This window comes from Parabacteroides sp. AF18-52, assembly GCF_003479145.1.
Classification (GTDB): domain Bacteria; phylum Bacteroidota; class Bacteroidia; order Bacteroidales; family Tannerellaceae; genus Parabacteroides; species Parabacteroides faecis.
Window position 1 is genome coordinate 771268 of the sequence record NZ_QUGR01000001.1, and the last position, 19658, is coordinate 790925.

The 19658-nt window shown below is 45.3% G+C and carries 15 protein-coding genes; 1 reads left to right on the forward strand and 14 read right to left on the reverse strand.

The features are described 5' to 3' along the window. Positions 1-3: 3 nt before the first annotated feature. Positions 4-447 (forward strand): PDDEXK nuclease domain-containing protein, encoded by a 444-nt coding sequence (locus tag DWX23_RS25080; protein WP_233587474.1) that lies wholly within the window; start codon positions 4-6, stop codon positions 445-447. On the opposite strand, the gene DWX23_RS03285 is transcribed toward DWX23_RS25080, so the two are convergent. The 14 genes from DWX23_RS03285 to DWX23_RS03350 all read right to left on the reverse strand — a co-directional run bounded on the left by DWX23_RS03285 (position 444) and on the right by DWX23_RS03350 (position 19103). Beyond that, a complete protein-coding gene (locus DWX23_RS03285) occupies positions 444-935 on the reverse strand; it encodes a hypothetical protein (protein WP_122373384.1) in 492 nt (163 codons plus the stop codon). The two genes, DWX23_RS25080 and DWX23_RS03285, sit on opposite strands and share 4 nt — an antisense overlap. Positions 936-1039: 104 nt before the next feature. Continuing rightward, positions 1040-1321 (reverse strand): HU family DNA-binding protein, encoded by a 282-nt coding sequence (locus DWX23_RS03290; protein WP_122373385.1) that lies wholly within the window; start codon positions 1319-1321, stop codon positions 1040-1042. A gap of 6 nt (positions 1322-1327) precedes the next feature. After that, positions 1328-4093, reverse strand: a complete 2766-nt coding sequence (locus tag DWX23_RS03295) for a DUF4906 domain-containing protein (protein WP_122373386.1) — start codon at positions 4091-4093, stop codon at positions 1328-1330. Between the two features lie 71 nt (positions 4094-4164). Further along, a complete protein-coding gene (locus DWX23_RS03300; RefSeq protein WP_122373387.1) occupies positions 4165-4443 on the reverse strand; it encodes an HU family DNA-binding protein in 279 nt (92 codons plus the stop codon). 123 nt (positions 4444-4566) lie between these two features. Further along, the gene (locus DWX23_RS03305; protein ID WP_158607044.1) at positions 4567-7128 is read right to left on the reverse strand and encodes a DUF1566 domain-containing protein; all 2562 of its coding nucleotides are present in this window, start codon (positions 7126-7128) and stop codon (positions 4567-4569) included. Positions 7129-7186: 58 nt separating this feature from the next. Beyond that, on the reverse strand, positions 7187-9742 hold the full coding sequence (locus tag DWX23_RS03310; RefSeq protein ID WP_122373389.1) for a BACON domain-containing protein: 2556 nt from the start codon (positions 9740-9742) through the stop codon (positions 7187-7189). Positions 9743-9769: 27 nt separating this feature from the next. Then, the gene (locus DWX23_RS03315) at positions 9770-10945 is read right to left on the reverse strand and encodes a fimbrillin family protein (RefSeq protein WP_122373390.1); all 1176 of its coding nucleotides are present in this window, start codon (positions 10943-10945) and stop codon (positions 9770-9772) included. Between the two features lie 31 nt (positions 10946-10976). Then, complete coding sequence (locus DWX23_RS03320) at positions 10977-12098, reverse strand: fimbrillin family protein (protein ID WP_122373391.1); 1122 nt, start codon at positions 12096-12098, stop codon at positions 10977-10979. A gap of 21 nt (positions 12099-12119) precedes the next feature. Then, a complete protein-coding gene (locus tag DWX23_RS03325) occupies positions 12120-13412 on the reverse strand; it encodes a fimbrillin family protein (RefSeq protein WP_122373392.1) in 1293 nt (430 codons plus the stop codon). 61 nt (positions 13413-13473) lie between these two features. Continuing rightward, positions 13474-14427, reverse strand: coding sequence for a fimbrillin family protein (locus tag DWX23_RS03330; protein ID WP_122373393.1), 954 nt, complete (start codon positions 14425-14427; stop codon positions 13474-13476). 22 nt (positions 14428-14449) lie between these two features. Continuing rightward, positions 14450-15406, reverse strand: a complete 957-nt coding sequence (locus DWX23_RS03335; protein WP_122373394.1) for a fimbrillin family protein — start codon at positions 15404-15406, stop codon at positions 14450-14452. A gap of 30 nt (positions 15407-15436) precedes the next feature. Beyond that, entirely contained in the window at positions 15437-16357 is a 921-nt protein-coding gene (locus tag DWX23_RS03340; protein ID WP_122373395.1) for a DUF5119 domain-containing protein, read from the reverse strand. 14 nt (positions 16358-16371) lie between these two features. Further along, complete coding sequence (locus DWX23_RS03345; protein ID WP_233587476.1) at positions 16372-17631, reverse strand: DUF3575 domain-containing protein; 1260 nt, start codon at positions 17629-17631, stop codon at positions 16372-16374. 551 nt (positions 17632-18182) lie between these two features. Beyond that, complete coding sequence (locus tag DWX23_RS03350) at positions 18183-19103, reverse strand: site-specific integrase (RefSeq protein WP_122373397.1); 921 nt, start codon at positions 19101-19103, stop codon at positions 18183-18185. Positions 19104-19658: the final 555 nt, after the last annotated feature.

Genomic DNA, 19658 nt, shown 5'->3' on the forward strand with positions numbered 1-19658 from the left:
ACGTTGGAGCAAATATTTTTTCATTCTCAAGAAGCAGTTCAAAAAGGATGGAAAAAAGATTTGTTACTCAATGCCATAAAGATGAATACCTATGCTAACAGGCAAACGCAAATCAAAAGTAATAACTTTGATATTGCACTGCCCGAAGCGCAAGCTGATTATGCCAATGAGGTATTCAGGAGTTCTTATAATTTAGGGTTTCTTGGAATAGCAGAGCCCATCAAAGAATTAGAGTTGAAGAAACGGTTGGTCGCCAAAATCAAGTCATTCATTTTGGAATTAGGTCGAGGGTTTACCTTTATGGGCAATCAATATCGTTTGGAGTATAACAATAAGGAGTATTTTGTAGATATGCTCTTCTTTCATCGGGGATTACGTTCGCTCGTAGCTATTGAATCAGAAAATAAAATAATAACAAGATTTGGTAGAATTGAAAAATACTATTAATTCAAGTCCCCACAATAATCCCCCACCCTCACCTTCCCCGCCAACACCAGCACCTCTTCGCAAGTAAACCCTCCTTTACTAATATTCCCGGCAAGCGTGCCAATCTTGCCACAAATTTGGAAACAGATAAGAACAGACATTGATAAATGATTTATTGAAGTTTGCGCAGTACGTTCTACTACTTCCGTTAAATGGAGCATCCGGATAAACAAGACGGGAAAACGGAGGGGGCAACGAAGGCAAGTCATCACTGTTTTATCAATGATGAAGTCGACATATGACTGGCGGTCGTGGATAATTACTTCTTCGATGAACTTCTGGTGTTTTTTAGGCAAGGTTGACCATACGGTAAATGCAATTTTGTAAATCTTTTCAAGCAAATGGTTACGACCTTCTTTCGACATTTTGTCAAGATTGCGGTTAAACTCGTTCACGTCTGGGACTTTTCCATTTGGGAATAAGGCTTCTAATTTGTTTTGTTTCTTCATGATATATCTAATAGGCGTTAATAAATAATTGAGGGAAATCAAAAAAACAGGGAAACACAAGGTCTATTTCTATTCGGTTTACGCTAGTGTCTCCCTTTTGCTCTCTATTTGGGAAAATTCAAGTCTTTAAGTAAACACTTTCCGGGTTTAAATTTAACACTTCTACGGGGAGCAATTACACAAGAAATGCCAGTATGAGGATTACGTCCTTCCCGTTTCTTTTGTTTCCAAGAAGAAAAAGTACCAAACCCTTGGAGCATCACAGATGAATCCTGTTTTAATGTATCGGCTAATACTTCTTGAAAAGAGTTGATAAACTCGCATGATTGTTGTCGCGTAACATTCATTTTGACAGCTAATGCACTAATTAAATCTTTTTTATTCATAATTTCTTATCTTATAGATTGAATATCTCTTACACAACGTACATAAGAATTGGTACCCAAACCAAGAGCACCAAAAGCGCCGGCAGGAATACCATCAACACCACCAAAAGTCAATACACAACGATAATCGGCTGGAGCCTCAAGATAAACCGAACTGCTCCAATACCAATTGCTGATAAACGCGCTAGCACTAGCACCTATAGAACCTTCTCGTGCAACTTTTTGATATATGCCATGTAACTCTATTTGAGTTGGTAAACGCCAATCATTAAAAACATCTTCAGTTAAAGTATCACAATAATGTCGCATATCTGAATAACTGGCAGAGGCTCTATTTTGTCCTTCCTGTATCTGTATAGTATAAGACCCTGTCATTGTAGGAGGAGATGATGATAAATTCACATTAGTAATACCATGAGATGCGGCCTTATTTGTTCCATCAGCATCAAATAGCGGATGACTTAACCAATTATAACCAAATAATAATCGAGCAGAATAACTTTGCAACACACTCTGATCTATTGTTACAGTAACACGGGCCTTCTGTTTCACTCTTACTCGCTTAGAATGATCTCCATTTGTTACAGCGACAGTGAAAATAGCTTCACGAACTACAGTACCAATATTTTCAGTAACATCAAAGTTTAATACCTGCGCATTACCATCTGCTATTTGAGAGATAGTAGCAGGTGTGATACCATTTATACTCTCAGCCGGACTTACTGTCCAAAGCAAACCGTTTGTTCCTTTTACTATTACAGAACCAGAAGTAGCAACATACGCCAACACTAACTCTGTATCAGATACGCTAAAGTTAGAGCCTAATTGATTTACCGTAATTGTTCCCGTCGGACCATCAACCACATCCCCCGCACGAACAACAACTTCACCACTTCGTTGAGTTGAAGACGGGTTAACAGAAACATCAAAAGTTATGTTCTGTAAATTTCCGGTGGTCGGATAACCCGACGTTGTTCCGGTAAGTGAAATCCAATTACCATTCGTTACATTAGCAACCCAGTCCAAACCGACTGTGGCAGTAAAGGTTGATGCCTGATTATTTACAGCTTCTGCATTCATATTTACAGTTGATCCGGTCACAATAGAACCCATTTGTAAAACTTTTATTTCCTGAATCAAATTTGTATAATCAACGTCTCCCACCGAGGCCCCGGCTTTCACCGTTATTTTACCACTACGTATCCGGGCAAATGGATTACTGGCAGTAGACTTTACTTTTAACGGTTGTGCGTCAGCCGGTGCTTCAGGACCGGCTGACGCTGAATTGGACCAATTCAGCCAGTCACCACCGCTTAGGGAAGCTAACCACTGCAACCCCTCGGTTGCTGTAAAAGAAGAAGCCCCTTCAGAACTTGCTTCTGCATCCAGTGAGATATCATCCCCTTTTGTCAAAGTAGAACCCGCCTGAACGATCGTTATCACCTGATTGACTCCGTTGACTTCTATATTAAAAAAGACAGACCTGCTTTCTGCTCTTGGGTTCGCTTCCACAGCTCTAAACACCACATTGGCAGGCCCCTGATGTGTAATAGTGGCACCCGAAGGTATATTCTGACCGTTCAGCAAGGCAGATAACCAGAGAGGCATGTCGAACACCCATTGCTGCCCCGGACGAGCTGTTATCTGTATTTCCTTTTCACCTCCTTTCTTAGCAGGCATTTCAGTTGGATCTACTACTATAGGAGGTATCTCACCGACGGTAATACGTTCATCGGAAATATCGATACCTATCAAAGTAACGTCCATCGTGTAACGGGAGTTACGCACAATATCGTAATTGTTCTTATCACTACCCGGATAAAAACGGAAAGTAACATCCCCATACGTTACACCTCCTTGTACGGCTGTTCCTGTCAGCTCGATACAGGTTGCATTCGTTACACCCTGACCAGTCTTCTTTTTCTCCGAATCGACAGCGTTTGCTTCACTGACAGTTCCCGCCATATTCTCCGGCAGATACCAGTACACAGTAGCACCCGTTTGGCTGACCGTTCCCGTATAGGTATTATAACTGATACCTCCTGTCGTCAACTGTTCCGTTGGCGCTTCCACCTGCGATACGGTCGGGGCATTCTTCAAAACTAAGGAAGTAGGCCTGAATGTAAAATCAGCACCTGTCGAATAAGTAAACGTTATTGCAGCGATAAGGCGGGTCAGTTCCACCATTATATTTCTTACACCACCGGCCGCCACTTCGCCTTCCCAATATCCCATCATCTTACATAAGTTATTATCTGGTAATCCCTCGGCCGTAGAAGTATAAGCCAACGTATGTTTTTTCAAGACCGTTTCAGTAGCTATTGCCCCCAGATCACCGGCATTCGACACGAAATAGACACGGCTCCTGCTACCGGCCTGACTCTGCTTTAGTTTCAGGTTGACTGTTGTACCGGTCATAGAAGGAATATACTGGTTGAACAAACGCATACCCGTTGTTACATCGTACTGCCCGACCCACAGGCTGGCAATCTGGCTTTCCTGAATTCCAGACAACGGGGCAACAGCTTTCGTTCGTACCGAATCCTCTGCACCTATTGCCAGCGTATCCGACTCGATCGTGCCGTCCGGAGTAAATGTGATGCTACGGGTAACGGGAGTCCGGTTAGCCAGCACATTCAGGATAAACCCGGCATCCACTTCTTTCAGGGCATGAAGCGGAATATCATCTTCCTCCACATGCGTCTCAGTACAACCGCCTGCAATCAGCAGAAACAACAGTACAAACAGCCTTGTTTTACCTACTCGTTTCATTGTATTTCGTTTTTAATCTATATTCGTTCAACTTTTCTATTCGGTTTACACTTGTGTCTCCCTTTTGCTCTCTATTTGGGAGAATTCAAATCTCGAAGTAAAAACTTTCCAGGTTTGAATTTAACACTTTTGCGGGGAGCAATCATACAAGGGACACCGTTACGAGGATTACGCCCCTGCCGTTCTTTCTGATTCCAGGGCTCAAATGTCCCGAATCCTTGAAGGATTATAGGACTCCGTTTCAATGTTTCTGTCAACACTTCCTGGAAAGCATTGAGAAATTGACGAGACTGGTACTGTGGGATATTCAACTTCACCGCTAGTTCATTTACTAAATCCGCTTTGTTCATAATATATGTTTTAAATGTTATTTTTATTCGTATTATTATTAAGTTGCCATTAAAAAGGTTTTCTTACACCTTCCAAACCTCGGTTGTCACTCCATCATCTTTGGTCTAGTTTGCTGGGCATAACTATTTAGACCGGACACAGCGAATATAGTTACTGTAATGATCATAATCACTGCCAACATTACCATTACCTAAGTGCATGACAATACGCCCGTAGCGCCCACCGGTATCACTACACCAATAGTAGTCGTTTATAAACTCATCGAAACCAGTTACGGATTGTAATAAATCTTTATTCCTATATATAACTTCCAGTTCACTCTTCGTAGGTACACGCCAATCCTCCTTTCCTTCTGCAACCAAATTAAGACAATAATCGTTGGCCTCACTAAAAGTCATCTTACCACCATCAGCTTTACAAACCTGGATACTTTCCACATAAGCCGGAGCCGTCTGCTTAGCAGTAACCATCACTATACGCGCCGGACTTGTTCCCGTAACTGTTACAGAAAATGAACCCGTACGCTCAACAGCTACAGAGCTGGTATTATCTGATGCCGTAAACGTTAGTATAGCATTACCTATTCCATTGGTTGGACTCACAGTTATTCCATTATCTGTTTCCGGAGATATAGTCCATACCAAACCTGTAGTAGCAGTAACCGAACCGGTTGAAGTAGTAGTAGCCACAACATCTATTGTTGTAGTTGCATTAGTTGCGCTAAATACCGAAGCATCCTGGTTTATGGTGATGATTCCTGTCGGCCCATCAGTCGCATCGCCCGCACGAACCGTTATTACTCCGCTTCGCGGAGAAGAGTACGGATTAACCGGGACATTATAAGTTACATTCTCTGCTGAATTTGTAGCCGGACCACCGGATGTCGTTACTAAAGTGATCCAACTACCACCCACTACACTAGCTGACCAATTCAAACCGGGAGTAACAGTTAACGAAGAGCTTAGGCTTCCAGCACCTTCGGCAGCTACCGCTTTGGTTGAACTACTGACTGTCGAAGCTGCTTGCGTAACCGCGATCTCCTGTTTCAGATTTGTATAACCGGCGTCCCCCACCGACGCCCCGGTTTTTACCGTTATTTTACCGCTACGTACCCGGGCAAATGGATTACTGGTAATTGCTTTTACTATTAACGATTGTGGGCCGTCCTGCACAGTTCCCGAAGTACCCGGATTGGATGCAGACCAATCCAGCCAGCCATCGCCACTTAAAGATGCCGACCATTGCAAACCCTCGATAGATGTAAATGCAGAAGCCGACTCTGAAGGGGCTTCTGCATCCAGTGATATATCACTGCCTTTTGTCAGGGTAGAACCCGCCTGAACAATCGTTATCACCTGATTGACTCCGTTGACTTCTATATTAAAAGAGGTAGATCTGCTTTCTGCTTTTGGGTTCGTTTCCTCAGCTATAAACTTTACTTTGGCAGGCCCCTGATGCGTGATGGTTGCACCCAAAGGTATATTCTGACCGTTCAGCAAGGCAGATAACCAGAGAGGCATGTCGAACACCCATTGCTGCCCCGGACGAGCTGTTATCTGTATTTCCTTTTCACCTCCTTTCTTAGCAGGCATTTCAGCAGGATCGACTTCAATAGGAGGTATCTCACCGACGGTAATACGTTCATCGGAAATATCTATACCTATCAAAGTTACGTCCATCGTGTAACGGGAGTTACGCACAATATCGTAATTGTTCTTATCACTACCCGGATAAAAACGGAAAGTAACATCCCCATACGTCACACCTCCTTGTACGGCTGTTCCTGTCAACTCGATACAGGTTGCATTCGTTACACCCTGACCAGTCTTCTTTTTCTCCGAATCAACAGCGTTTGCATCACTGACAGTTCCCGCCATATTTTCCGGCAGATACCAGTACACAGTAACACCCGTTTGGCTGACCGTTCCCGTATAGGTATTATAACTGATACCTCCTGTCGTCAACTGTTTCGTTGGCGCTTCCACCTGCGATACGGTCGGGGCATTTTTCAAAACAACGGAAGTAGGCCTAAATGTAAAATCAGCACTTGTCGAATAAGTAAACGTAATCGTTGCAACAAGGCGGGTTAGTTCCACTCTTATATCCCTTATGCCGCCGGCCGTTACTTCACCCTCCCAGTATCCCATCATCTTACATAAATTATTATCAGGCAACCCCTCAGGCGTAGAGGTATAAACCAATGTATGTTTCTTCAAGATCGTTTCAGTGGTTATCGCTCCCAGATCACCGGCATTCGATATGAAATAGACACGGCTCCTGTTGCCATTATGACTCTGTTTCAATTTCAGATTGACCGTGGTTCCTGTCATAGAAGGAATATACTGGTTAAACAAACGCGTACCCGTTATCGCATCATACTGCCCGACCCACAGGCTAGCGATCTGGCTTTCCTGCATTTCAGACAATGGAGCGGCGGCCTTCGTTCGTATCGAGTCATTTGTACCTACTGCCAGCGTATCCGACTCGATCGTACCATCAGGAGTAAAAATAATACTACGGGTAACAGGAGTCCGGTTAGCCTGTACATTCAGGATAAACCTGGCATCCACATCCTTCAGGGCATGAAGCGGAATATCATCTTCTTCCACAACCGTTTCAGTACAACCGCCGGCTACCAGCAGAAACAACAGTGCAAACAGCCTTGTTTTACTTACTCGTTTCATTGTATTTCGTTTTTTATTGTTTCGATATTTGTCAGTTTTGAACCTAATAGACGCACACTTACCTATTACGAACACAGCGAACATAGGCATTTCCTGCATCGTAGCGATTATAATTATAACTACCATTATTAAAATCCACATAGTAGTGGCTACTGTAAGGAGCGGTCGTAACAGTCCAATAGCAACCACGGATAAACCCCGTAAAGCCACTTACGGCCAATAACGTACTTTGGTTTTGATACATACTTACCGCTTCATCCACCGTTGGTAAACGCCAATCAGTATGACCTTCCGCATCTAGACCGCTGCAATATAAATTGGCACCACTCCAACTATTAGAGGAAGGCTCTGTTTTCAGAACCTGCATATTGCCAAGATAAGCCCCACCAGTCTGCTTAACCGTGACGGTAGCCGTTCGTGCCGGATTTGCACCTGTAACTGATACTGTAAATGTACCCGTACGAGGTGCATCAAGATTGGCATAAGCCGTAAATGTTAACGTAGCATCCCCCGAACCTCCTGTTGGACTTACAGTTATACCATTATCTGTTTCAGGAGATACAGTCCACTCCAAACCGGAAGTAGCAGTAACCGAACCAGTTGCAGTAGCAATACCAGCTGCGTCTATTTCAGTTGCAGCATCAGTAGTACTAAAAGTAGAAGCCTGTTGTTTTATAATAATCAATCCTGTCGGACCTCCAGTCTCATCACCTGCACGAACAGTTATTTCACCGGTTCGCAAAGAAGAGTTTAGATTCACCTCTACATCAAAAGTTATGTCCTGGGCATTACCGGTTGTCAGATTACCCGACGTTGTTCCGATGAGTGTAATCCAATCGCCATTCGTTACATTAGCTGCCCAGTCCAAACCGGCTGTGGCAACAAACGCTGATGCCTGATGACTTACCGCTTCCGCACTCAGATTCACGGCCGATCCGGTTACAATAGAACCCGCTTGTAAAACAGCTATTTCCTGAGTTAAGTTTGTATAACCGGCGTCCCCCACCGACGCCCCGGCTTTTACCGTTATTTTACCGCTACGCGCCAGGGCAAATGGATTACTGGCAGTTGCCTTTACTTTTAGCGGCTGCGATCCGTCCGGTGCTTCAGCTCCCGAAGAGCCCGGATTAGATGCAGACCAGTCCAGCCAGCCATCGCCACTTAAAGACGCCAACCATTGCAAGCCCTCTGTAGCCGTAAATGCAGAAGCCGACTCTGAAGGGGCTTCTGCTTCCAGTGATATATCACTGCCTTTTGTCAGGGTAGAACCTGCCTGAACAATCGTTATCTCCTGATTGACTCCGTTGACTTCAATATTAAAAGAAACAGATCTGCTTTCTGCTCTTGGGTTTGCTTCCACAGCTCTAAATATAACATTGGCAGGCCCCTGGTACGTAATAGTGGCACCCGAAGGTATATTCTGACTATCCAGCAACGCAGATAACCAAGCAGGCATATCGAAGACCCACGGCTGACCCGGACGAGCTGTGATCTGTATCTCTTTCTCTCCTCCTTTTTTAGCTGGCATTTCAGTAGGATCAACTACTATAGGAGGTATCTCACCGACGGTAATACGTTCATCGAAAACATCTATACCTATCAAAGTAACGTCCATCGTGTAACGGGAGTTACGCACAATATCGTAATTGTTCTTATCACTACCCGGATAAAAACGGAAAGTAACATCCCCATACGTCACACCTCCTTGTACGGCTGTTCCTGTCAGCTCGATACAGGTTGCATTCGTCACACCCTGACCAGTCTTCTTCTTCTCCGAATCGACGACATTTTCTCCACTGACAGTACCCGCCATATTTTCCGGCAAATACCAATAAATAGTCGCACCCTCCTGGTTGACCGTTCCCGTATATATATTATAACTGATACCCCCTGTTGTCAATTGTTCCGTTGGTGCTTCCACCTGCGATACGGTCGGGGTATTCTTCAAAGCAACAGAAGCAGGCCTAAATATAAAATCAGCACCTATCGAGTAAGTAAACGTAATTGTTGCAATAAGACGGGTTAGTTCCACCCCTATATCTCTTATGCCATCAGCCGTCACTTCACCCTCCCAGTATCCCATCATTTTACATAAATTATTATCAGGCAACCCCTCAGGTGTAGAAGTATAAGCCAACGTATGTTTTTTCAAAATTGCTTCAGTAGCTATCGCCCCCAGGTCACCGGCATTCGATATAAAATAAACACGGTTCCTGTTATCATTATGCTTCAATTTCAGATTAACTGTAGTTCCTGTCATAGAAGGAATATACTGGTTAAACAAACGCATACCTGTTATAACATCATACTGCCCGACCCACAGGCTGGCGATCTGGCTTTCCTGCATTTCAGACAATGGAGCGGCGGCCTTCGTTCGTATCGAGTCATTTGTACCTACTGCTAGCGTATCCGACTCGATCGTGCCGTCAGGAGTAAAAGTGATGCTACGGGTAACAGGAGTCCGGTTAGCCTGCACATTCAGGATAAATCCGGCATCCACTTCCTTCTGAGCATGAAGCGGAATATCATCTTCTTCCACAACCGTTTCAGTACAACCGCCAGCTACCAGCAGAAACAACAGTGCAAACAGCCTTGTTTTACTTATTCGTTTCATTGTATTTCGTTTTTAAACTATATTCGTTCAACTATCTCCGCCGACATTTCCATTACCGCTCCAGGTTATTTCCGTCCATCGGGCAACAGTAACGGTTGTACCTATTCCTTCGTTGATATCAGGGTCGGGATAAGGAGTGTCGGGGCCTCCCACATTGTCGTCTCTGAAAGCTATTGCATTCCAATCGAGTACCTTCATGATCAGACTACTTTCATTATTCTTCACTTCGAGGGTAAAAATATACCGCTTGCCTTCGTCGAAAGAGATATTCCGGTCGATAGTGGCCCTGAGGATCGCTGTCTCATCGTCTCTTACTACGGTTATTTCCACCTCGAAAGGTTGGTTGTCTTTGGGAAGGACGACACCTTTTGTTTTGTTCAGACCGCAATTATCCGGATCAGAACCAGGATCGACCGGTTCAAATTCTTCTGTAGCAAACGTAACTTCCGCATCCACCCCGGTACCGCCTCCCGTAGGAAGAATACCCGTATCCGTACCTGCCAGCAGGACAGCCCCCGAAGACGATATCTTTCTTATTACAAGAGAAGTTCCGTATAACCGATCAAAAGAAAGAGCATTACCGGGTGAAGGGGCCACATTGAATACCAACATCGCACATTTCCGGCTAAAAGTTCGGAGTGTCACTTGTCTGGCGGTCTTCGTCACAGCCACACCACGAACAAAAGAGGTCATTACATCCTCCTTGTGGGAAATACCGGTTACCCTATAGAAACCGTCATTCCCTTGCAATAGCGGTCGTGCCGGGGAGACTGCGTAGAAATCGTACATACCATTCCTGACAGTCAAACCTTTGGCTGTACCCACCGCTTGCTCTCCGTTCCCATTCACGCAGCAAGGGGATAAACTACCGTCATCCCCTACCACGTAGGTTGCTTCAAACGAGGGGGCTACCGTAGAGAAGGAAGCCTCTGCCGGCACATCTCCTACATTACCGGTGAAATAAGCCCCGATACGTATGGTTGCCCCGGCTGGTAAAGGTGTTGGAGGTAGGGTGGCAACCTCTCCGACACGGGTCAGGAGTTCCGGCACGCCCAAATTGGGCTTGCCGAAACTAAGGGCTACCGGCTGGCTCTCTTCCGGTACGATCTCCTCTACCGGTTCCGCCGTACACCCAACCAGCAATATACCAGCCAGTAGCCACAACAAGTATAACAGATATAACAGTACTCGATTCCGTTCCATTTTATTTCGTCTTTCGCATTATTTTGTTTCACTATTCCACAGGAACATCCGTTGCACCGCCCTCTGCCCAACCAGCTACTTCAACATTAGTAATACTGATACCTTGCGGAGATAGCTGGATGTTGTAGATATAATTGTTCCCCTTCAACCAGTTGGCAATAAATGTACTTACACCGCCGCCTGTCGCCGGAGCCATCGTAAAAACAGAACCATTGTCAAGCGTCAGCTCCAACGTTACAGGGACGTCCGCCACAGGTATAACCATCCCGAAAGCCTGTATGGCAACCTTACGAATATCATCCTCACCAGCACCACCCCCCGTTCCAACTCTTCGCAGGTCGCCGTCTGCTGTAAACCACAACTCACCCACTGTCGCCACCGTTCCCCCAAATTCCCCCGTTGCCAGGTTCAGCTTCGCGGAAGTCGACTTTTTAAAACCGCTGTTACTTTTCAACACGACCTTCTTCACCCGGCTACCGGCAAACTCCGAACCGCCATCCGTTTCCAGCACACGGAAACTCACTTTTGCCAATGCATGATTCATCGTCAAAGAAACCTCCGGATGCCAGCGGTCTACCTCTACGGGCACTTTACAATACAGATAATCATCCTGATCGGTTTCCCACTGTATATCGGTCGATGCATCTACCGGATCACTGGTGTCGCTAAAGTAAAACTTCTGTTTATCCAGTACCTTTACACCACTCATGACAGGTACTTTCGGTGTTCCTGACAAAGACACGCTTCTCTCTGCCGGAGCATATCCGTATACGGTTCCTTTCTCCGAAAACAACAAAAGCCTCTCCTCACCCTCCGCCAACTCCCAGCCAGGCGAAACGGCCGCTGTATTGTAAACAAACACCTGTGTATGAGTACCGCTGGCATAAGCGGAACCATTCGCTTTCGTAACCGAAACTCCTACCTGCATAAGCGGATTGGGATTCACCGGACTAGCTATCGCCCCTCCCGTTGCGATACTTCTCGATTCTATCTCGACCGATAACCCCAGATTCTTTACGCTCAAAGGAACACCCTCCTCCACATCGCCTTTGCCTTCATTTCCCCCGTCGCCCATAAAGATCGTGGCCTCCGTACAAGCGTTAGCCAGCAGGAAGAAAACAACTGTCGAAAGTGTATATATGAATTGTTTCATGGGCTTTGTTTTTATATATGATTACAGAGGTATTTCGTCCTGTTCGTTATCCGCCCAGGCCTCAACACTGACATCCATCACCGTAAGTTTGTTACGTCCTGCGGAAAGTGTATAGATGTAATTGTTGTTGGGTTCCCATTGATTACCGATCAGCGTTACAGGATACACGACGGGAGTATTATCACCTTCTTGAAGCGTGATCTCCAGGTCGATTTCATTTTCACCGAAATTGACAGGATACACAATAGCACTGACCGACTTGGATACAGTCTTACCATTTATCCCGCCGGTCGTAGTCCCGGTCTGTATAAAGGCATACTGTCCTTCTCCTGCTTCCACTTGCCGCATCAGGACATAATTGATGATCGTACGACTCAATTCCGCCGTTGCAACTGTCTCTGTTATAGCACCGTCCGTCAAAGACATTTTTCCACTACCGGTTTTGAACAGATTTGTACCACCGATATGATTCTTAATGGTAAATTTCGTAAAATTCACATTATTACCGCTTAAACGTCCGCCATCGTACACCCGAAAAGAGACCATCGCCATCGCATGTTTCATATCCAGGTTGATCTTGTAACCGGGATTATCCGTATCCAGATTATTAGGTTCATCCTCCGGTGTCACAGGCGAAAATCCGTCGGCACGTCCGTTATTTACATAGCGTCCGCCATCCGCACCAAAATACAGGTAGTCTTTTTCTGTCGGCAAACTGAGATTGACCAGGTCAGTCCTCGCTGTAGATGCCCATGCACCCGCGTTCCAATACTTCTTCGCATTATTTCTTTGAGCGTTTATCTCACCGCTACTCAAAACCGTTACGGGTATTTTAAGGTCGGCTTCCGCATTTACATTTGTGAGAGTATTGGTTATAGTTACATCATACGGATAATAAGCATATACTCTACCTATATCCTTCGTCAGATAATAAGGAGACTCGTTCGTATCCGCAAAAGTGGCTCCTTTTGTTTGTATGGAGATCCAATTCGCTCCCCTTTCATCACCCATATACCATACATGGTGGCCGGTATAGTCCGTTCCATCAGGTGTATACCAGCCATTTGCAGCCTTATTCGTTATCAATACGCCTAATCCCGGAGCTTCAGTCGTATAATTGGCATAGGTAATAAGGTCACCGCTCACAACCGATTTAGTTGCCGATCTGGTTCCGGCTTCCACCTTTAGATTAGGTGAAATACCTAAAGCTACCTGATCGTCGCCGCCGGAATCGATCACTTCCGTTTCTGTTTCCGAGCAACCTGTTGCTGCCACCAGGGCTATAGCTATAACCCACATTGTTGTTGTTTTCATTTTCGTTTGTTTTTTAATTATACATTAAAGAAAATCATACTTAATTATGTCAGTCATCCTTTCAGATGGGTAATTCATCAGCATCGTGATCCGTCCAGGGTTCTACGCCGACAAAAGATGTTTGTATACGGGTACCCGTTGTAAAAAAAAGCGAAACGACATGTCGTTTGCCAATCTGAAAACCATCTTCTACGGTAATGGATACAGACGTTATCGTTTCTATCTCATTCCCTTTTCCGTCTTTCGTCGTGGTTATCTCCAACCGGAGCGGATTCCCGTCCGTCCCTACAGGCTGCGATGCGGGAAGCAGTATATATCCTTGCGCATCAAGCAGTCCTTCCCCTTCATCCACCTGCGGGAGAGATAATCCGTTTATCCCTTGCACGATCACATTTTTTATTACTTCAGCGGAAGATACATCCGTCAACCGGGGAGACTCATCCGTACAATCGAGTTCCTGACGGGTATGGACTCCCACTGCTTCTATCTTTACGATCTCTCCCCACAGCACCGCCCGGTCGCTATAGCAAACCAACCCGACCTGTGTCAGCAAATGACGGAACAGGCAGGTCCTCACAGGAGCATAAGCGGTTGCAGAAAGGCATCCCGTTGCCATGATATCCGTCATCCCGTCTAAAGTAAAAATCACCTTACCTGTTACCGGATCGACCTCATTCTCCACCGGATAATAACCGTGCAGGCGGATATGGCTTCCATCAGCCGGATATAACTGGGGTATCTCAAACCGGATCGGACGGTTCCCTGCCCCTCCGCTACGGACAGCTTTGTACAGACTCCACGCACCGTAGGTATTACCTGTTTCATCCTGACGCACAAAACAGATATCCAGATCCGTTTCATAACCGGAATCGATTACAACGCGGGTAGACAAGCCGATCGCCCCTTCCAGGTTGACCGCCGTTTCAGGAACTAACTGCGGTGTAGGATTGCTGTCCGAACAGGCGGTGATACCTGAAAGGATAACGACGGTTGCTATGACTATCGGTTTATTCATTCTATTACTATTCGATTTTTTATTATTCTCCGGGGGTTATAATGGAACTTCCGCCATTACCCGGCTGCCAGACCGCAATACCGGCCTCTGCTATGATCGTGCCGTCCTCCGCAAAGGTGAGCGTGATCAGGTGAGATTGTCCCGCCTGTACTCCACCATCAATATTCGTTATAGAAACAGGCAGTGTTTTTCCCACTCCGTCGTAAGTTGCTTTCACTTCCAGGTCGATCGCAGCTACAGCCGTTCCCATATCCGCTACCGGATAAAGCATCAGGTAGCCGGTCTGGGGAACAGCCAGACCGACTACCGAGACAGCTGCCGGACAGTTCTTTGCCAACAAACTTTTGTTGGCAACACCGGTAGCCGTTAAACCGGCACCCGTCGTTTTATCGAGCGAAAGTGTCAATTCGGTGGTTACATCTTTTACCGTTATGGAAGTGACTGCCGTCCATTTGGCAACGGCTTCAGCAGACCCCACACAAACAAATTGCAATTGGGTAAGCAAGTGGTTAAAGGTGAATACTTCGAACGGGGCCGCCAACCATCCCGTCTGTATCTCCGTTGCCATAATATCTTCATCTCCGGTAATCGTATAAACTACACGTAACGGATTGGCCGTCCCTGCTTCCGGAGTCTTGCGGGGATAGTAGCCGATCAGGGCCGACACTCCGTTTGCCGCCAGATAGTTTTGTTCCTGCTCGAAAGTAATCGCTGTATTACCTGCACCACCGGTACGGATGGCATCGATCGACGGTGTATTCCAGTTCATCCCTGCGGGCTGGTTATCAATCCGGGCAAACGACACATTCAGATCTGCGCCATAACCGGCATCTATTACCGCACGGGTAGGTTCTCCGATACCCGCTGTTATGCGGATCGCTTCTTCACTATTTGCCGTCACCGGCTCTTCTGTGTTGGTACAACCCGCCAGAAAAGCGACAGCCAACATACTTGTTACAAAAAATCCATTTGTTCTCATATCATACCAGTGTTTAATTGTTATTCTTTTTCAGGGATCGACAACGCCCGAACCCTCATTTCCTTTTTTCCATTCCGCCAGCAAGACAGTCAAGCCGTTTATTTCGTCGTACTTAACCGTCAAGTCGAGTATCACCGAAAACGTGTTCTCTATGAATGCCTTACCGATCTCTTCCGTAATATCGATCAACGTGGAAACTTCTTTTCCGTCCGCCAGTTCCATGTCCAACAGAAGACAGATCGGACTGCTACCAGCATCCTTTTCCGGCAGGCTGAACAGATTCTGTATCGTGGTATATACTCCGGAAGAGGTTAACTCAGACTCGAATACCACAAAGGCAGATGTACTGGTAAAAGGTTTGCCACTTGAAAGATATACGCCCGGAGATAGACCGGTGAGCCGCCCAGTCAGTTTTTCACATTGAACCACCTCACCCGTCTCTCCGCTTGTGATCTTTATATTCAGCTCCAGCCTGCGAACCAGACTGGCGGGACTTAATTCCCGTACTGCAATTTCTTCGCCCCCGATATCGATTTGTTCACAACCGGTACTGTACAAATTACCCGGCTGTGCGATCAAGACTGGTGACGATTTCAGGGAAGATACCTGCCGGGCCCTTCCACAAGCCCCGTCATATCCGTTTTCCGTCTCTAGCAAAACATTCTCACAGTCGGTATTACAAACAACCACTTTATAATATCCCGCCGGAAGTGTTCCTTCATATCCCCAAGCATCCCCACGTCGCACAACGGGACTGCCTGTTCCATCTTTATAGAAATGGTAAGTCATGACCAAAGGCTGTGCTCGGGTTTGCCAATCGAGAAGCAAGCGCACCCTCCCATTTTTCTCCCAGTCTTCATCCGGCGTATGATAGGTACATGCCGCCAAGGCTAGGGCGCCGACCAGGCATATTACCCATTTCTTTATTCTATCGTTTTTATGTTTACCCATATTCCCTCCTTTCCTTATCTGATTTGAAAACGATACACCAAGCTGACATTCAGCCCAATCATAAAACCTGTCGACGAAAAACGGGTTTCCAGATAATTCTTGTCATCTACTTTATCGTAACGGTATTTCTTTCCCTCCGACACCGAACGATAACCTGCCCGTACTCCAGCCTCCATACAGAAACCTTTCCCGAAAGGAATCAGACAACCAACACTGGCACCTGCCGTCCAGAAACGACCAGTCCGACCATAGAGAATATCCTTATCCGGATCGATCGCACTGCCTCGTATGTCAAAATCGCCGTACTCGCCGAACAATCCTGTATTAAGCCATACAAACTCACCCGGACGCAATGGCCACACACGGGGTTCGATGGAAAAAGAAGAGACAGACCAGCGGTCGCACACCTTATTCTTATAAGAGAAATCGGAATACATGCCTGATACAGCGATCGACCAACGGTCGGCAAAAAAGTATTCCAGTGCCAAATTCGGCATGAAAGACCCGGTTTTTATCTTTGTTTCACCGGTTCCCAGACGCACCGAAGGGACTACTGTACACCACGGAAGCAGATTGGTTTTAATGGCAAGATATACAGCTTTGCGTTCCGGTTTCCCTGAAACGACTGGCTGTTCCACCGGTGTCACTCTTGCTTCTTCCGGTACAGTTATCTTATGTTCTGTTTTTACCCGCAGGGTATCCGCTACCAATGCCAGCCGGTAATCTTCCAGTTCCGTCCGGTCAAAAAGAGGATCATCTATACGATACACTTCACGGTCATAACCTCCCTTCTCTCCACGGCGATACAGGTCGACATAAGGAACGGCACCATATCGGTCGATCGCCGCTTTTATCGCAACCGGGTAACGGCTATCACTGTAATGGATCGAGGTATTGGCAAACCACGAAAGTGGCTTATACACCTCATACACATGCACCCGGTCACGGTAACTACCGCTACGGTCGATATAAAAAGCAACACATTCGTGAGGAATATCGAAACGGACCTTCAGATAAGCACGGATACGGTTCGCGCGCAGGGAAGCTTCGTTGATCACCGACTCTTCTTCACTGGTATAGGCATCCACATGCGAAACGATTAAAAGGTGGGAGTTGCCTTTCAGCAAACGGTTGCGGGAAGCATCGAGTAATCGCCCCATCCGTTCTAGTTGGTAAGCATTGTCGCCATAATCTGCCAGGAACATATCGCTGTTCTCTTTAAAAGAAAATAAAAAGGACTCCGCCTTATGATAAATCGTTGTCTGCGCAGTCATACCTGTTTTTAGCAAACAGTAAACCAGCAACAGAAAAATCCGTTTCAACGGGATTTGACAATATGGTATTTTTATCCTATACATATATTATATCAATACTAGCCTTTGATTATCCGTTTAACCTCTAAATAGCTTCCTTATTTATATAATAAGGTAATAGGAGAAAAACACCTCGGTTTTAAGGGGGATTTAATGAGTTTTGCCCCTGGGATATTTTAGATTGATGTCTTATTTCAATATTTTGTGGAGTAAAAACATGTAAAAATGATAACAGTTTTTTTCAAACGGATATTAATAAGACAGCAGTCTTCACCCGCCTTATGTCTTATTCTTTGAAAATTATGATTTAAAGGTCACAAGTAGGAAACTAGGTTAATTAATACAAATTCTATATGTTTTTTTTAGGATTTTACCCAAAAGCTTTGTTTTTCCATAAGATTCTTCCTATGTTTGCAGAGCATTCAAACTTTTTTGCGAAATCCACAAGTTGTAAAGGCTTGGATATGAAATAAAAAGAGAGGGAATTACCTTATTATATAAATAAGGATAATTTATGCAGCCATCAGCTCCTTCACACCTTCAGAAACCCTTTTATTTGCTTCTCCTACCTTACCTGCATCAAATGCAGACAAGTAAATGTGTGTCATTTTTTCGGAAGAATGCCCCAGGGCTTGGCTGATAATAGCGATCGGTATCCCCAGATGATAAGCCGTAGATGCCCAGCTATGGCGAAAAACATAGGTCGTCAACTTTGCAGATAAACCCAATAAGACCTGCACATCTGCCAGATATTGATTTTCCTTTGCCAGACATTGTTTATACTGTTCATGCGTAGCTCCCTCCTGTAACACAGGAAAAAGATATTTGGAATCCGCCCGCCTGTAACGATCGATCAGTAACTGCATAGGCTCCGAAACTTCCATCTCAATCAGAGCACCTGTTTTTTGCCGGCGATACGACAACACTTTTCCTTCTTCAACCAGGTTCTCTCCCCCTAGACGAACGATATCCGCAAAAGGCATACCGCAAGCCAAAAAAGAAAACAAGGCCATATCCACCGCCAGCTTTTTCTCCGGTTCCTCTTCCAGATCGAGCGCAGCCATCTGCTTGATCACTTCCACCGGGACTGCCCGTTTAACAGTATCCTCCCGTTGCAACTGCATCCCCTCGAACGGTCGTTCCTCAGGCCGCCCTTTCCAACCCCGGCAAGCACGGTTGTACATCGCCCGTAGATTACTAATATAACTATTCACCGAATTTACACGCAGTTTCTTTCCTTTCAAGTACAAGACAAACTCCTGCACAACATCCTGCGTCACATCTCCCAGTAATCCGCTCTTTCCTCCCTCACGATTGAATGCTACAAAATGATTTCGGGTAGCACGATACAGATCAGCTGTGCTTTCATCCCCATTACTACGCTTCTGCTTTTCCTGCTCAAGCATCAGCCTGCAAAAATCTTTATTTCTCATAACTTATTCCTTCTTTATGTTATTAATCAAAAAGATAAAGATAAACATTCCTGGCTTGCAGATTGTTCGATTTTCACGGTTTTCGCAAACGGCACTACCTCTCTAAAAGCATGTTTTAGAAGAAAAATCACATCTTTCACCATCATTTCCTACCCTCATTTCCACCTTTACACAAATTCATTGCAATGATTCTTCCCGATCATCATAATGCCTTGGGGAAGTCATCACAATGACTCCAGGCACTTATCACAATGAACCGGACTGATCATTACAATGAAATTTTTAACATTGCAGAATATTAGGGAATTTACTTCGTGATTATCTTATAAAATGGGGATAATACACCTTTCAGAAAGCTGGAAGGTATTTCCGGACAGCTTGTTTCCATGTAACAGATTGCAGCAAGTTTTGTCCTATCTCTGTCACCTACTCTAAAAACATTGCAATGATTGTATTTGCAGCTATCCAAATGTCAGCACCAAAAAGAAAATCCCCTCAATCCGTCATTATTAAACTCCAGATTGAGGGGATAAATGCTTTTGAACTGTCCTTTAC

What these genes read in the sequence shown, in the direction of transcription:
- DWX23_RS03285 (WP_122373384.1), bottom strand. Translation starts at nt 935, where the DNA reads ATGAAGAAACAAAACAAATTAGAAGCCTTATTCCCAAATGGAAAAGTC.
- DWX23_RS03290 (WP_122373385.1), bottom strand. Translation starts at nt 1,321, where the DNA reads ATGAATAAAAAAGATTTAATTAGTGCATTAGCTGTCAAAATGAATGTT.
- DWX23_RS03295 (WP_122373386.1), bottom strand. Translation starts at nt 4,093, where the DNA reads ATGAAACGAGTAGGTAAAACAAGGCTGTTTGTACTGTTGTTTCTGCTG.
- DWX23_RS03300 (WP_122373387.1), bottom strand. Translation starts at nt 4,443, where the DNA reads ATGAACAAAGCGGATTTAGTAAATGAACTAGCGGTGAAGTTGAATATC.
- DWX23_RS03305 (WP_158607044.1), bottom strand. Translation starts at nt 7,128, where the DNA reads ATGAAACGAGTAAGTAAAACAAGGCTGTTTGCACTGTTGTTTCTGCTG.
- DWX23_RS03310 (WP_122373389.1), bottom strand. Translation starts at nt 9,742, where the DNA reads ATGAAACGAATAAGTAAAACAAGGCTGTTTGCACTGTTGTTTCTGCTG.
- DWX23_RS03315 (WP_122373390.1), bottom strand. Translation starts at nt 10,945, where the DNA reads ATGGAACGGAATCGAGTACTGTTATATCTGTTATACTTGTTGTGGCTA.
- DWX23_RS03320 (WP_122373391.1), bottom strand. Translation starts at nt 12,098, where the DNA reads ATGAAACAATTCATATATACACTTTCGACAGTTGTTTTCTTCCTGCTG.
- DWX23_RS03325 (WP_122373392.1), bottom strand. Translation starts at nt 13,412, where the DNA reads ATGAAAACAACAACAATGTGGGTTATAGCTATAGCCCTGGTGGCAGCA.
- DWX23_RS03330 (WP_122373393.1), bottom strand. Translation starts at nt 14,427, where the DNA reads ATGAATAAACCGATAGTCATAGCAACCGTCGTTATCCTTTCAGGTATC.
- DWX23_RS03335 (WP_122373394.1), bottom strand. Translation starts at nt 15,406, where the DNA reads ATGAGAACAAATGGATTTTTTGTAACAAGTATGTTGGCTGTCGCTTTT.
- DWX23_RS03340 (WP_122373395.1), bottom strand. Translation starts at nt 16,357, where the DNA reads ATGGGTAAACATAAAAACGATAGAATAAAGAAATGGGTAATATGCCTG.
- DWX23_RS03345 (WP_233587476.1), bottom strand. Translation starts at nt 17,631, where the DNA reads ATGACTGCGCAGACAACGATTTATCATAAGGCGGAGTCCTTTTTATTT.
- DWX23_RS03350 (WP_122373397.1), bottom strand. Translation starts at nt 19,103, where the DNA reads ATGAGAAATAAAGATTTTTGCAGGCTGATGCTTGAGCAGGAAAAGCAG.